Below are 15,591 nucleotides of genomic sequence, written 5' to 3'. Positions count from 1 at the left end.
AGCTTTTCTATAGAAATAGCTTTATTTAGGTTCATTTACTGGTGGTGATGCTTGGCTATCGGACAACACCATCTCTTGTGGCGCAAATATTTCATTTTTATGCTGCGATATCCATTCACGCCAAACTGCAAGTCCGATGGCCAGTACCACAGGACCAATAAACAAGCCAACAAAGCCAAATGCTGTCAGACCACCTAGTACCCCAATAAAGATAATAATAAATGGGATTTTGGTCGCGCCGCTAATAACAATAGGACGGATTAGATTGTCAACCCAGCTAATGATTAATACGCCCCATAATGCTAAGCCAATACCTTCTGCCGTATGCCCTTGACTCATCAACCAAATAGAGACACCGCCCCAAGCGAACGGCGTGCCAAATGGAATTAGTGCAATAATAAAGGTTAATATACTCAATAAAATAGGACTTGGTGCGCCAGAAAAATAATAACCAATGCCCGCAAGCATCGCCTGCGCTAATGCAGTTAGACCAATACCATATACTACAGCACGCGTGGTCGTACCCACAGAGTCGATATATCCATCAATTCGATTACCAATAATATTGCGTAATGCTTGGCGGATTTGGCGAATAAGACTGGTGCCATCACGATAGAAAAAGAATAACGTCATCAGCGCCATACCTAGCTTGGCAAGGCTACTAAACACCACATCAAATGCTACTTTTCCATAATATAAATGTGACTGCACCCAAACACGAAAGGCTTCTAGCGTTCCTTCAGGATTTTTATTAATTCTCCACAGTACATCTTTGACCTGCTGACCTACAATAGGTAAGTCCTTAATAGAGTCCGGCACATCTAAATAGCCAACTTTGATACGATATATCAAGTGACTGATTAAACTTAAAGCTTCTTGTTGTAGAATAAATACGCCAATAACAAGTGGGATACCTATCATTAAAGAGATACTCATCGTCATGATGGCAGCACTAAAATTGGGACTCAGCTTCACCTTTTCATAAAAAAAGTTATAAACTGGAAAAGTCACATACGCTAAAATAGCTGCCCATAGTGCTGGCACGATAAAAAACTGTATCACTTGAAAACACAATACAAACAGCACGACCAATAAAGTAATGGCCAATAAGCGCTGAATAATAAACTCTTTTGTCCAATTTTCAATCATAGCGTATAAACCAATTGCAGACAGCAAAGACCTATTATGACTCCGCTGACGAGTTTATAAATGTGAGATGGAGCGCAACTTATAGACCTTGTCTATTAGTGGCATCCATTAGCGAGGGTTATCAATCAACTAAATAAGAACATGCTTTAAAGCCTACTTTGCAAGTATTAAATCATAGAGTACCGTAACATATTTACCGACTACAATTTTGACCAAAGCAGGATAAACCATAAGTTATTATCAGCACTTATTATGCAATAAAATCCAGTAACTATATAACGCTATGTTGTAATCTTTACTTACAACTTTCTGCGCATTAGCCTACCAGACTAGAACACTAGCAGATAAAAATGAGTACATCGGTTTAATGTATAAAAACAATGCCCTAATAGCCCATTTTACATTGACATGCTATAGCAATATCTTGTGAGCTAATTCACTGGCGCGTTCTATTTGTAGCGACAATTGATGTTATACTAAAGCAATTATTTTAAGCTTTTCAATATAGTTAGGTCTGTATGGTCTTATTTATTTTAACCATTACACTGCCACCGATTTTATCAAACTATATGCCACAACCCTCTTTTATCGACCCTCTATAGACCATCATAAGATATAACCTTTAGAGTGGCTCCATAATTTTGGATATTATGCGTAAGCCTTCGTAAACACTGTATCTCGCAAGCGTTATGTAATAATTTATGCATCATTTAAGCTCATCATATAGATTCACTATTAGAACTCAATATGAAAAAGTGCTATTTTTAGTTAACTTCGGATGACTATGATTTTATTTTAAATCAATACTGACCCACCAAATTTTAAATAATATATCGATAGGAACAATAACAATGTCAAAAGACACTGATAATCCCAATATAAATCCCTCAACCGAGGCCAGTAAGACTAAGAAATCACAAGAAACCGTTACTTTTGCTTTGGCTCAGTCACATTTTTTGGTTGGTGATATCACTACCAATGCCGACAAAATGCGCTCATTAGCATTAGAAGCACGCGATCAAGGCGCGGATGTCATTATCTTCCCAGAGCTCGCACTATTGGGTTATCCTCCACAAGATTTGCTGCTACGCCCAAGCTTATCAGGTCGCGTCAAAAATGCTCTCTCTAGTTTAAGCGATATTGATGATATCGTGATGATTGTTGGCTATCCACATGTCGATCATCATGGCACATTCAACTCTGCTGCTATCCTACACAATGGTCATCAAAAAGGCTTTTACCATAAGCAAATCTTGCCAAACTATGGCGTTTTTGATGAACGTCGTTATTTTGATAAAGGTCGTAATCAAGTTCTATTTGACTATAAAGGTATCACCATCGGTCTACTGATTTGTGAAGACTTATGGGAAAAAGGCCCTGCTGCTGATCTCAAAAAGCAAGGTGCAGATCTAATCGTTAGTTTAAATGCATCTCCTTTTGAAATCGAAAAACAAGAAAATCGTAAAGCAATGCTTGCCAAGCGCAGCCGCGAAAACAACTTACCAATCATTTATGTCAACGCTGTTGGTGGCCAAGATGACTTGGTGTTTGACGGTGGCTCTATGGCAATACAGGCTGATGGCAGTGTTGCACACGAAGCTCCTCGCTTTATGAACCAGTTGACTCTAGCTACTTTAGACGTCAAAACAGCCCAGTTTGATAACCAAGATAAAGAACCGTTGACACTGAGCCGTGAGTCAGAGATGTATCAGGCGCTTGTTGTGGGCCTACGCGACTATGTCAACAACTCAGGATTCAAAGGCATCATCGTCGGTCTATCAGGTGGTATCGACTCAGCCTTAACGCTATGTATCGCCGTGGATGCTTTGGGTGCTGACAAGGTATATGCTGTGATGATGCCTTATGAATACACCTCTCAAATCAGCTTAGAAGACGCACAAGCGCAAGCACGTCGCTTGAATGTATCTTACACGGTTTGTCCTATATTTGATGCCGTAGAAGGCATCCGTCATACCCTAGCACCACTGTTCAATAAATCTCCTGCAGATACCACTGAAGAAAATATCCAAGCGCGTGCACGCGGTGTTGTCTTGATGGCATTATCCAATAAGTTTGGTCATTTAGTGATCACCACTGGTAACAAGTCCGAACTGGCGGTGGGTTACTCAACATTATATGGTGATATGGCAGGTGGTTTTGATGTACTAAAAGATGTTTATAAGTCACAGGTTTATAAATTAGCCAGTTATCGCAATCGTTTAGAAGACACTCCTGTCATCCCTGAGCGCGTCATCACCCGCCCACCATCAGCTGAACTGCGTCCAGATCAAAAAGATCAGGACAGTTTACCTGACTATGATGTACTAGATAATGTCCTCATGTCATACATCGATGAGGACATGGGCTATCAAGATATCGTTGATAAAGGTTTCGATGCTGCAATGGTCGCAAAGGTCATCCAGATGGTAGACAATAGCGAATATAAACGTTTGCAATCACCGATCGGCACCAAAATCAGCCACAAAGCTTTTGGACGTGAGCGCCGCTATCCATTAGTCAATAAATGGTCAATAAAAGGCTAAACAAGATTAAATATCAGTGCTTGTCCAATTTCTATTACCTGAAATTTGGGCAGCACTGATAGCTTACCTTTTTTATAGAAAACCGGATTGCTCTATGACTAGCTGGGTGCTTACCCAGCTTTTTTAGGTTCTATAAGTTGAATTTTTACAAACCATCATTTCCTTTTATCATTCACCACTTTCATTGTTAATTCCTATTTTTACCGAGTATGTCATGAGTTTGCTAACTGCTAGTATTTTTCTTATTTTATTGCTGGCCTTAAGTGCCTTTGTCTCTGCTGCTGAGATTGCCATCGCAGCAGGTCGCAAAATTAAGCTACAAATCATGGCAAAAGAAGGCGATGTCCGTGCACTTGACGTCCTAAAAATGCAGGACAGCCCTGGCAGTTTTATCACGGTCGTACAAGTAGTGTTGAACGCTGTGGCTATTTCGGCTGGTGCAATAGGAGAATCAGCTGTCAGCCCTTACTTACGAATATTGTTTAATAATGAAGCGGTGTCATCGGTTATATCATTTGTGTTGATTACCAGCTTATTTTCTCTACTTGCTGACTTGATGCCTAGACGATTGGCAATGTCAAACACTGAGACAATCGCTGTACGACTCGTACGACCCATGATGCTGTTAATTTTTATCTTTAAACCCGTCATCTGGATATTTGATGGTGCAGCTAATGTTCTCTTTAAAGTGCTTGGTATCTCAACCACACGTCAGGATGATATGACACCAGAAGATATTTATGCCGTGATGGATGCTGGTGCCGAAGCTGGTGTGCTTAAGAAACAAGAGCATCACCTGATAGCAAACATTTTTGATATGCAAGAGCGCACGGTCACCTCGGTGATGAACCCACGCGAAAATATTGTTTACTTTGATACCAAAACGAGCACTGAAAAAGTTGTCGAGGTTATGATTGATCAACCGCATAACAAATTTTTGGTCTGTCATGACGATGACTTAGAGCATATTGTTGGTTATGTCGAGTCACGCAGTTTTTTAGCATTGATTCTCAATCAGCAAGAAGTCAGTTTGACAAGCAAAGAGTTATTGATGCCTGCACTCTTCGTGCCTGATACCTTGTCTTTATTTGAAGTACTAGAGATGTTTAAATCCATGGGGGCTGACTTTGCCGTTATCGTTAACGAGTATGGACTAGTGGTAGGCGTCATCACACTCAAGGACGTAATGAGTATCGTCATGGGTGAGCTTGTGACTCTAGAAGAGCAGCCTATCGTCCAACGTACAGACAATTCATGGTTAATAGATGGTATGACACCCATTGAAGATGTTGTTCGCACTTTAGGCATTGTCAATCTGCCACGCAATCAAAACTACGAAACCATCAGTGGCTTTATGATGTATATGCTCCGCAAAATTCCAAAGAAAACAGATACTATTGAGTATGCCAATTATCGCTTTGAAATTATCGCCACCGATAATCTCAAAATCACTCAAATGCTAGTAACTATCATTGATGATGTTGTCTGATTAAAACAGCATTAAGTATGAGCAAGTAAATTAGGGCCTATCGTCATTTTAAAAATGCTGATAACGATGAGACCAATCACCGTCAAACAAGAAAATAGCGCAGATAATATTAGGGCGTATTGACCAGCTATTGGATGATGTTTAGCAATATCTAACCATTGTTGCTCTATTCAGATGACTATCGATTGAATTGAAGACCTGCCTTAGCCCATGAATCTATAAACACATTCTAGTTTAAGATCTTGCACCAAAGATAGCCGTACCAACACGTACCATCGTCGATCCATCAGCAATTGCTTCTTTCATATCACCACTCATACCCATGCTTAGTGTATCCCAAGCATTGATTTCTGGATGGTTTTGCTTAACCATTTCAAACAACTGCTTGGTACGAGAAAAAGCATCAGTATCTGCCTTAGCAGGAATAATCATTAATCCACGCAACTCTAGCCGCTCATATCCTTTGATGGTAGCTATCAATTCAGATAGCTGGTCTGGCAAACAGCCTGACTTACTTTCTTCGTTATCAATATTTAATTGAATCAAAACGTTCAATGGTGGTAACTCAGCGGGACGTTGGTCATTTAAACGCTTGGCAATAATGTCACGCTCTACTGTCTGCACCCAATCAAAATTTTCAGCAATATCACGGGTCTTATTACGCTGAATACTGCCAATATAGTGCCAAACAATATCTTGGCTTTCAGGTTTTGATGTTAGCGTGTTCATTTTTTCAATGGCTTCTTGTAGATAGTTCTCACCAAAATGACGCTGCCCTTGCTGCGCTAAGACAGCTATCATATCCGCAGGTTTTGTTTTAGAAACAGCCAATAACGTAACACTCTCGGCTTGTTGTCCCGCATGATCACACGCTTGAGACATTTGAGTACAGACTTGCCGCCAGTTCTCTATCAAACCTGGCTGATCAACATTATTTTCACTCTTATTCATATAACACTCTCAAAGATAATTTAAACATTTTTCAATCAATGACTCTTAACGTTTTTGCCAATATTATTTATTATTCAAGGTTAAACTTGCCACAAGCCTTCTTCATCATCGAACAATATCATAGTCACACCTACGTCCATAAAATGTGTGAATGGTTAATTTACATTTTCTTAGCCTAGTAGATGGTTAAATGTCGACAGTCTTGTTATTATATTGTTACATGGTTTAACATATACTACTGAATATAGTAGTAATGGTAAAAGCCCTGGCTTATTTTCTATTATCATAACTGATTTAAGATAAACCTTTTATTGGTTATTGACCACGCAATTTTATGCTCTTTTGTCCTACCCTTATTGATTGATAGGAATACCTAATTATGGCTGAAAAAAATAATTTAAGCATCGAAGATTTGCTACGCTTTAGCGTTAAGCACAAAGCATCAGATTTACATATTTCAGCCGGTATGCCCGCTATGATTCGTGTCGATGGTGAAATGACACGTATTAATATGCCAGAGATGACCCATCAAGTCGTGCATCAGCTTATTTATGACATCATGAATGACAAGCAACGTGCTGACTTTGAAGAGTTTTATGAGACGGATTTTTCTTTTGAAATTCCTAACTTAGCACGCTTCCGGGTAAATGCTTTTAATCAAAATCGCGGTGCTGGAGCCGTATTTCGTACCATTCCTTCCAAAGTATTAACGATGGAAGATCTAGGTATGGGTGAAGTATTCAAACGCGTCTCAGACTTTAAGCGTGGTGTTGTATTGGTCACTGGTCCAACAGGTTCTGGTAAATCAACAACGCTAGCAGCCATGGTTGATTATATCAATGAAAGCCGTAAAGAACATATTTTGACCATTGAAGACCCGATTGAATTTGTTCATGACTCCAAAAAGAGTTTGATTAATCAGCGTGAAGTTCATCGTGATACTTTAGGTTTCGAACCTGCATTACGTTCAGCGCTACGTGAAGATCCGGATGTTATTCTGGTTGGTGAGCTACGTGATCTTGAAACCATTCGCTTGGCATTGACTGCTGCAGAAACTGGTCACTTGGTATTTGGTACCCTACACACCAGCTCAGCTGCTAAAACAATTGACCGTGTCATCGACGTATTTCCTGCAGAAGAAAAAGACATGATTCGTGCCATGTTATCAGAATCACTACAAGCGGTTATCTCGCAAACCCTACTAAAGCGCCAAGCAGGTGGACGTGTTGCTGCACACGAAATCATGCTAGGTACGCCCGCGATTCGTAACTTGATACGTGAAAACAAAATTGCTCAGATGTACTCTGCTATTCAAACAGGTGCTGGCGACGGTATGATTACACTTGATCAAACACTAAAAAATCTAGTATCCAAAGGCACTATCAGTAAAGACGTTGCTCGTCCGTACGCCAAACAGCCTGATGCATTCTTGTAGGCCTATTTTTATTGTTCGTTATTAGCGATCTTTCAAACATGACTTTAGATCTTTTTTTAATCGATTTATATCCAGTACAGGTACGATATGGACATTGATAAATTATTACAGTTAATGATCAATAAAAATGGCTCTGACCTTTTTATTACCGCTGATGTAGCACCTTCCATGAAAGTAAATGGGAAAATTCTACCTGTCGGCAAAACCCCCTTGACCTCAGAGCAAACCATGCGCTTGGTGAAAGGTGTCATGACGCCAAGCCAAGTAAAAGAGTTTGAAGAAACAAACGAATGTCAGTTTGCCATTGCTGATCAGGCACAGCAAGCACGCTTTCGTGTCAGCGCCTTTATACAGCGTGATATGGCAGGAATGATTTTACGGAAGATCGAAAATAAAATTCCTACCGTTGAAGAACTGCGTTTACCACCAGCGTTAAAAGAACTGGCTATGAAAAAACGCGGTATTATTCTACTAGTAGGGGCAACGGGGACTGGTAAATCTACGACCCTCGCTGCCATGATAGGACACCGTAATCAAAACTCTCATGGTCATATTATTACCATCGAAGATCCTATTGAATTTGTACATCAACATCGTGGTTGTATTGTGACGCAGCGTGAAGTCGGTATTGATACCCACTCATTTGAAGCAGGGCTAAAAAATACCTTGCGCCAAGCACCTGACGTTATCTTGATTGGTGAGATTCGTAACCGTGAGGTTATGAGCTACGCCATTCAATATGCAGAAACAGGGCATTTAGTATTTGCAACCTTACATGCCAACAATGCTAACCAAGCCATTGATCGTATTATTCACTTCTTTGAACCAAATCGCCACAACCGGTTATTTATGGATTTGTCACTTAACTTGCAAGCTATTATCGCTCAGCAACTCATCCCAACCCCTGATGGTAAAGGTCGCCGTGCAGCCATTGAGATTTTATTAAACTCACAGCTCATCAGTGATTATATTCGTAAAGGTGAAGTTCATGAAATTAAAGGTGTCATGACGCGCTCACGAGATAGTGGTATGCAGACCTTTGACCAAGCCTTATTTGACCTGTATGAGCAAGGAGAGATCACTTATAAAGAAGCCATTCTTCATGCTGACTCTCCTAACGATTTGCGCCTAAAAATTAAGCTTAGTAGCAAAAATGGTACAGCCAATCTAGATGAAGGCGCCGATAGCTTATCATTAGATATCACGTAGATAACTATCAATTAAACTAGGGCGTGTCCCTCATAAAAAAGCCCTCATCATAATAATGAGGGCTTTTTGCTATTTTAAACTTCTTAGATTAACACACCAAGTGCAACGCTAATTAATATTATAGAACGCCTGCATAGGCGTCTTAAACCCTAATCGTTTTCTTGGTCTGTTGTTTAATTTGTTCTCAATGTCCTGCATCTCATCATCAGAGACTTGTCTAAAGTCACAACCCTTAGGCAAGTACTCTCTGATAAGGCCGTTGGTATTTTCGTTGGTTCCTCGCTGCCATGACGCATAAGCATCGGCAAAGAAGAAAGGGCTAAAGAGCTTTTGTTTCACCTTCTTATGCTGAGCAAACTCTTTACCATTGTCAGAGGTAATGGTCTTAACCTGCAACCTCACTGGCGCTAAGAGTTCTATCATTGCCTCTGATACTTGCTGTGCTGTTTTATGACCCACACGCTTCATCTTCAATAGCCCCGTTTTACGTTCAACGAGCGTGACAATCGCTTGCTTGTGATGCTGACCGATAACGGTATCGGCTTCCCAATCTCCAATACGTGAGCGTTCTTCAACAATACAAGGGCGCTCATGAATCGAGACTCTGTCATTGATACGACCTCGAGTCTCAGCGGTTAGACGCTGCCGGTATGGTTTTCCTTTACGTCTGAGACACTGCCACAATGTGCCGCCTTGCCTCTTATCACGCCAAATATAGCGATAAATGCTCATATGACTGATACCAGCATGAACGCCAGATATTTGCTCAGGACTCCAGTTCTCTTTAAGCTTGTCTGTCACCCATGCCCAGAGGTCAGTCACAATAGTTGTGGCGTTGTTAGCCCGTCTGTCACAAGCCTTGTTATTAGCATGCTTTGCTCGGTAACCTCGTAGGCTTTTATTGCGTCTAAGCTCTCTTGATATGGTACTGGGACTTCTGTTTAACGCCCTCGCTATAAAATTAATACTATGTTTTGCCCCTTTAAGGGCATAAATCTGGTATCGTTCACCTAGGCTTAGATGTGTATAGCTCATGGTTGCAATCTCACTTTGGTCGGTGGATAAAAACTTTGATGCTAGCGCATCTAGGTCTTTTTTTCACCTTGCATTTGGTATTGCACTTCATGTGTTAATCTAAGCTTTGATACAAGGCATAAAAACAACATTTATCTGAGCCAATACTCTTAGGTAGCCATCAAAAATCGGAGATAACCATTGAAATATAACTACTTTACACTATCCTTACATTCTTGGTCATCACAGATACCGTACAGCACTAAGGAATGACCTGATAATTTAAAGCCATGCTCGGCTGCTACTTTTAATTGCTCCGCCTCAATCGCCTCATTATGAAACTCTACGATTTTTCCACACACATCACAAACTAAGTGATCATGATGGCCTTCTTGGGTAATCTCAAATACCGACAAATTATTTTCAAAGTTGTGACGCTCGACGATTCCAGCTTGCTCAAACTGCGTTAGCACTCGGTAAACAGTCGCAAGCCCCACATCCTCACCTTGTTCAATCAACGCTTTATAGACCTCTTCTGCACTCATGTGATGCAACGCTGCACTTTCGAGTAGCTCTAAAATCTTGATACGAGGTAACGTGACCTTTAATCCAGCTTTACGTAAATCTTGATTGGTAAAAGAAGCCATAATATCCCTTCTGACTGTGACAGTCTTAGCAAATAAAGAACCAAAAATATAAAATAAATAAGCATCAGCGGTTATTTTTATTGTATAAAAAGCATTTGAACAATAACAAACTGACTTACTCTGAGTGAATTCCTAACCTATTATTCTGCAAATATTCTCTATGCAAGTATATGAATTTAAAATATAAATGATATCATTACTCAGTTAGCATTTGGTAAATAATGTCGTAAGTGGTAGGAAATTGCAAGTAAATGACGTATCATTTGTCCAAGATTATCGGTCAAACGAGCACTATGCAACTTTGGCTGCGCCTAATTCATTTCTTATGAGTCATCTTACCATGATAAAGACATTAACTTTTCGTTCGTTAAGCCTTACAAGCACATTACGCAAGATTGTCATCACCAGTATGCTTAGCGCTACTGTTGCTATGTCTGGCTGCTCATTATTGAGTGTTTATAAGATTGATTTGCCACAAGGCACTGCCATTACTCAGGCGCAAGCGCAAAACCTGCAAGTAGGTATGAATCAAAATCAAGTACTCTATATTCTTGGTAGCCCAGCCATTAAAGACACCCTTGAGCCTAAACGTTGGGACTATATTTACGACTATAAAGCAGGGACAGAAGGCAGCCGCAATGGTATCGCTGACGTCAAAAATGCCAGTCAGCATTTAATTGTTTATTTTGATGACAACGGTTTGGTCAGTCGCATCGAAGGCATAGAAAGCCTTCCAGCTTCATAAAAATAACAGCCAACTGGTTTTGCCAGTTACACACTTAACCTTGAGATTTATTCTTGCGCTGAGACATGGGATCAGCGCTTAGGCTACGATATACTTCGATACGGTCAAACGGCTGTAGGCGATAGCTAAGTGGTTGTTTTTGTGAATAAACACCTATATGCCAACGCCTTGCTGCCGGTGTAGCCACATCCATTACCTCATCACACCACCTTGCTAAATCTGGAAACTGTACCAGCCAGCCTGCTTGCTTCAGTACATCATACAAACTGGTGTTATGGCTGACCTGTAACGCTATATAGTGCTGACGCAGCTCATCTTCAGCATAGGCCAAATACACGGTCATCAGCTCAGGCTGCCAAACCTCATTCTTAGTATCAACGTTATTTGTATCAACACTACTGCTTTCTGTTATTAGCTTATCCACTGCATCATCCAACCTGTCAAAGCTAGCAACAATGCGACTGGTACTACCAAACGTATCGCTATCCGCCATAAGTTATAAAATGCTTCATTGCCAAAGTTCAACGATTTTCGCAGATGACTTATTTTCATCTGCCAACCAGCAAATATTGATAACAATAATACTGTCACGCTACTAATAACGACCAAAATACTAACCAACCACATAGTTGGGATAGCAACTACTAGCACTAATGCGAGCACCAAGGTTAAGCCTAAGCTGATCAACAACCCAAATTTATGTGCTAACTGTTGAGTACTATAGTGTAGCAAATAGCTAACTACGAATAGCACTCCTATCCAATATAACAGCTTGCCAATCGGTGGCAACGCCACTCCACTAATAAACAGCGCAATCACCCCAACGGCCAACTGCAATATCCAAATCGGTAATACCAATCTGGTTGCACGATACTCACCCTTTGCATGACTGCGTACAGGATTTTGCGCATTATAATTGTCTACGTCTACCGCTGTGGCCGTCTTTTTGGTTACTAGGTTTTGACCAAACCAGTATAAACCCGTTCCTGCGCCAACACTGACGAGTGCTAGTGCGACTGCACGTGCCCATTCACTCAAACTGATGTCGGTCATAGCAAAATCAATATTAGGCAAACCACTTGCCACACCCAAGACCAAACCGACAACCATCAAACCCAGTCCAATCGGCAAAGGCGCAACACCAAGCAAGCTTAACAATAAAGCAATAACCATCAAACCTGCCGCAACTGCAAAATCGGGCACAGCAGGTGAGCTATTAAGTTCAGCCAATGCCGCCAATATACCAGTACTAGCACCAGATACGACTAATGCGGCAATAACAATAGAGACCAATGCTGCCAACCAACCAAAACTACGCCATATTGGACTGGCATCTGCTTCACGAGTCAGCTTTTGCATCCCAGCTAATGGCGCTTCGATACTACGATAGGCTAACGCTATTTCAGCGTAAACGACTGGCAATGATACCAACACCATTGCTAATAGCCAAAGTAACCAAAAATCAATCTCGCCAATAGACGCAGGTGCAAACCAGCGAAATAGAAGTAACGGTAATAAGGCCGCGATAAAATAAGAAGCATAACGGATCATCATAATCTAAATCCAAACGATCTAATACCATCAACAAAAATATGAGTAGCCAAGAAAACGAGTACAAGTACTACGCCTCGTAGGCTGAACGTGTTTGACACGACTAATTATACTTTTGAAGTTTGATATAAAGTGAATAACGACAACTTATAACGATAATGATCACCTATAAGCAAGCTTATGGCGACACTCTCTCTACAATATAAGGGGCAAACAGTTATAAAAAAACCCCGAAATCGGGGTTTAATAATCAAACAATGAAAGACATACAATTTAGTACTTAGTAATACCCTCTACCAAATAGGTATTACGCTCTCATGTATAGCATTAATAAATTAATGAATAGCGCTGATATAATCTGACAACATACGAATATCAGTATCTGATAGTTTCGATGCAACTGTCTGCATCATACCCATCTCACCTTCTTTCGCTGCATCATTGATCCGTTTTTGCTCATCACTATCGATATCATCAACACGACCGGCGGCACGGAAAAGTTTCAACTGAGTCGAGATATATGCTGCGTGTTGGCCACCAAGCTTTGGAAATGCAGCCCAAGTATTACCTGCCGCATCTGGACCGTGACAACCAGCACAACCGATGACGCCACGCGATTTATCACCACCTAAAAATAATTTAGAGGCTTCTTCGTTGGTTACAGGATTACCAAAACCTACGCCCCAAGGCGCTTGACTGGCATAATAACCTGCAACATTGGCCAAATCTTGCTGAGACAAATCAACAATTTGTGACTGCATGATGCCGTTTTTACGGTAGCCCGTTTTAAAGTTGACTAACTGTTTGTAAAGATATTTTACGTTTTGGCCACCTAGGTTAGGCTGGGCAGGGACAACGCTAACACCCGTTAAACCATGGCAAGCAGCACAGACAGTTTCTGCGATTTCCTTACCAGCATTAACATCATATTCAGGAACAACAATAGCAGCTTGTACGCTGAAACTTGCAACGCATAAGCTGGCAGCAGCGATTAACTTTTTCATTGATACAAATCCTACTAGCTCGGCGTAAGCATTATTAAGAGTGATTGCACTGATAAGACGCCTGATACAAACCGTCCTATAATTAGCACAGTGGGTATATAATTTAAGGTCTTGTACACAAACAGTCTGAAAGTACTTACTAACATCAGGGTTTATTTTCGATTATTATAGCAAGACTTTGTAGCATTTGCCTACTTAATCGTTACATCACCAGTTTTTCTAACCATATAAGCGTCCAAGTAATCTAAGTAAGCTCACCTCACTACAAAAAGCAAAAAGCGCAAAAAGGTAAAAACCTAGCGCTTTTATTTTTATGAGCAAACTATCTTATTGAAGCCACAAACCTACTATTCACTCATGTATTCAATAAGCTTGCGATAGTCGTCGTCACTGCAGTTGTCACACAGTCCACCCGCAGGCATTTGGATCATACCACCTTTAACGGAATTGATGAGCGTTGGCATGCTTTTTTGCTCGATAAGCTGCTGCCATTTAGCACTATCACCTTTTTTAATGGCATTTAGCGCCCCACTATCGTGACAGGCTGCACATGAGTTATCATAGGTAGTGGCAATATCAGCAGCATTAGCTCCTGTCATAATGATACTGCTTAATAATAATACAGCACTGCGACCTATTAAATGACAATAAGTCTTGCTTAAAAGTGTGGTGATTGAAGACATAGAACACCTCCTTTTGACATTTCTTAGTAAAGATTGTAACAATGTATGTCATTTAAATACAGATAAATATAGTTGAGCTTTGGTAATGCGTTTTCTGAGGACACTACTCACTTACGGTTATGATTTATTAACCTTAAAACCTTTTATGATTTATATAATGATGCTAATCACAGTTATTTCAATAAGTAAGACCACTAATAGTATAGAATGGTCAGTAACGTAAAACGACTGCCTTCACATCCAATTAACTGAAAATTCACGACCATATTCAACTTTTTGAAGAGTAATGAGCCATTTATGAGTACCCCGTTTACAGACGTCGCCACCGAACATACATTGTTCAATACCAAATCCCGTCAAAAAATTCAACAAACTGAATTTATGATGTCAGCACCTACTTTTCGTCTTTGTCCACCTGACATGGGGTTAGAGGTCGCCTTTGCTGGACGTTCAAACGCTGGCAAATCCTCTGCCATTAACGCCTTGACCAATCAGCGCCAATTGGCACGTTCGTCTAAGACACCTGGACGTACGCAGATGATTAACTTTTTTAGTATCGGTGATGCCGATAGACGCTTAGTTGATTTACCTGGTTATGGCTACGCAGCGGTGCCGCTTGAGATGAAAAAAGAATGGCAGGTTGAGCTAGAAGAATATTTGGTATCACGCACCAGCCTTGCAGGTTTGGTACTTATGACGGATATTCGTCATCCACTAAAATTCTTTGATGAGCAAATGCTACGTTGGGCCAATGATGGCGAACTACCTGTCCATATCTTGTTGACTAAAGCAGATAAGCTAAAGTACGGTGCATCTAAAAACGCCTTGCTAAATACTCGTAAAAGGCTAAAAGAACTTGGCTTGAATTGCACTATTCAACTATTTTCGGCATTAAGAAAAGAAGGTCTTGATGAATTAGCCGGTATTATGGGCAAATGGTATGAGTATCAGCTTGATGCAGACAAAATTATTGAGTCCTCTTTTGCCTTACTTGAAGGCGAAGAGCTAGAAGAGGCCATTGAAAAAGATAGCACTCAAAAAGAAAACACTCAAAAATCAAGCAAATAGTTATTATAATCTTTCATAAAAAAAGGGCTTATCATCGTTATTTATGATTGAACTGACCCCCAAATGTTGGACGGTTTAAGTTTATATCAAGGACTGAGTTCTG

The 15,591-nt window shown here is 40.5% G+C and carries 14 protein-coding genes; 6 read left to right on the top strand and 8 right to left on the bottom strand.

Features of this window, described 5'->3' with window-relative positions:
- Positions 1 to 21 precede the first annotated feature (21 nt).
- The gene (locus EI164_RS06415; protein ID WP_192519155.1) at positions 22 to 1,149 is read right to left on the bottom strand and encodes an AI-2E family transporter; all 1,128 of its coding nucleotides are present in this window, start codon (positions 1,147 to 1,149) and stop codon (positions 22 to 24) included.
- An 851-nt stretch (positions 1,150 to 2,000) separates the two neighbouring features.
- On the opposite strand from EI164_RS06415, the gene EI164_RS06410 reads away from it, so the two are divergent.
- A complete protein-coding gene (locus EI164_RS06410) occupies positions 2,001 to 3,692 on the top strand; it encodes an NAD+ synthase (RefSeq protein ID WP_192519154.1) in 1,692 nt (563 codons plus the stop codon).
- Between the two features lie 214 nt (positions 3,693 to 3,906).
- Positions 3,907 to 5,181 (top strand): hemolysin family protein, encoded by a 1,275-nt coding sequence (locus EI164_RS06405; RefSeq protein WP_192519153.1) that lies wholly within the window; start codon positions 3,907 to 3,909, stop codon positions 5,179 to 5,181.
- A 234-nt stretch (positions 5,182 to 5,415) separates the two neighbouring features.
- Here the strand turns inward: EI164_RS06405 and EI164_RS06400 are convergent, their stop codons facing one another.
- The gene (locus EI164_RS06400) at positions 5,416 to 6,132 is read right to left on the bottom strand and encodes a YggS family pyridoxal phosphate-dependent enzyme (protein ID WP_192519152.1); all 717 of its coding nucleotides are present in this window, start codon (positions 6,130 to 6,132) and stop codon (positions 5,416 to 5,418) included.
- Between the two features lie 379 nt (positions 6,133 to 6,511).
- Here EI164_RS06400 and EI164_RS06395 point away from each other — a divergent pair, with 379 nt between their 5' ends.
- Entirely contained in the window at positions 6,512 to 7,567 is a 1,056-nt protein-coding gene (locus EI164_RS06395; RefSeq protein ID WP_192519151.1) for a type IV pilus twitching motility protein PilT, read from the top strand.
- Positions 7,568 to 7,654: 87 nt separating this feature from the next.
- The gene (locus EI164_RS06390) at positions 7,655 to 8,776 is read left to right on the top strand and encodes a PilT/PilU family type 4a pilus ATPase (protein WP_192519150.1); all 1,122 of its coding nucleotides are present in this window, start codon (positions 7,655 to 7,657) and stop codon (positions 8,774 to 8,776) included.
- A gap of 108 nt (positions 8,777 to 8,884) precedes the next feature.
- On the opposite strand, the gene EI164_RS06385 is transcribed toward EI164_RS06390, so the two are convergent.
- Positions 8,885 to 9,811 (bottom strand): IS30 family transposase, encoded by a 927-nt coding sequence (locus EI164_RS06385; protein ID WP_192519149.1) that lies wholly within the window; start codon positions 9,809 to 9,811, stop codon positions 8,885 to 8,887.
- 191 nt (positions 9,812 to 10,002) lie between these two features.
- Positions 10,003 to 10,437 carry a ferric iron uptake transcriptional regulator gene (gene fur, locus EI164_RS06380; protein WP_192519148.1) on the bottom strand — a complete coding sequence of 145 codons (435 nt, stop codon included), beginning with the start codon at positions 10,435 to 10,437 and terminating at the stop codon, positions 10,003 to 10,005.
- Between the two features lie 325 nt (positions 10,438 to 10,762).
- On the opposite strand from fur, the gene EI164_RS06375 reads away from it, so the two are divergent.
- Positions 10,763 to 11,182 (top strand): outer membrane protein assembly factor BamE, encoded by a 420-nt coding sequence (locus tag EI164_RS06375; protein ID WP_192519147.1) that lies wholly within the window; start codon positions 10,763 to 10,765, stop codon positions 11,180 to 11,182.
- A gap of 34 nt (positions 11,183 to 11,216) precedes the next feature.
- Here the strand turns inward: EI164_RS06375 and EI164_RS06370 are convergent, their stop codons facing one another.
- From EI164_RS06370 to EI164_RS06355, 4 genes are all read right to left on the bottom strand, one after another.
- The gene (locus EI164_RS06370; protein WP_318779526.1) at positions 11,217 to 11,606 is read right to left on the bottom strand and encodes an RnfH family protein; all 390 of its coding nucleotides are present in this window, start codon (positions 11,604 to 11,606) and stop codon (positions 11,217 to 11,219) included.
- Entirely contained in the window at positions 11,594 to 12,736 is a 1,143-nt protein-coding gene (locus tag EI164_RS06365; RefSeq protein ID WP_192519146.1) for a hypothetical protein, read from the bottom strand. The genes EI164_RS06370 and EI164_RS06365 overlap by 13 nt, the downstream gene beginning before the upstream one ends.
- 332 nt (positions 12,737 to 13,068) lie before the next feature.
- A complete protein-coding gene (locus tag EI164_RS06360; protein ID WP_192519145.1) occupies positions 13,069 to 13,737 on the bottom strand; it encodes a c-type cytochrome in 669 nt (222 codons plus the stop codon).
- Positions 13,738 to 14,084: 347 nt separating this feature from the next.
- A complete protein-coding gene (locus EI164_RS06355; protein ID WP_192519144.1) occupies positions 14,085 to 14,420 on the bottom strand; it encodes a c-type cytochrome in 336 nt (111 codons plus the stop codon).
- Positions 14,421 to 14,717: 297 nt separating this feature from the next.
- On the opposite strand from EI164_RS06355, the gene yihA reads away from it, so the two are divergent.
- Positions 14,718 to 15,488: a ribosome biogenesis GTP-binding protein YihA/YsxC gene (gene yihA / locus EI164_RS06350; RefSeq protein WP_192519143.1), complete on the top strand. Its 771-nt coding sequence runs from the start codon at positions 14,718 to 14,720 to the stop codon at positions 15,486 to 15,488.
- The last annotated feature ends 103 nt before the right edge of the window (positions 15,489 to 15,591 follow it).

It is taken from the genome of Psychrobacter sp. FME13 (genome assembly GCF_014861395.1).
Classification (GTDB): domain Bacteria; phylum Pseudomonadota; class Gammaproteobacteria; order Pseudomonadales; family Moraxellaceae; genus Psychrobacter.
The sequence above is the reverse complement of the archived record's forward strand: the minus strand, read 5'-3'. Positions and strand labels throughout refer to the sequence as shown.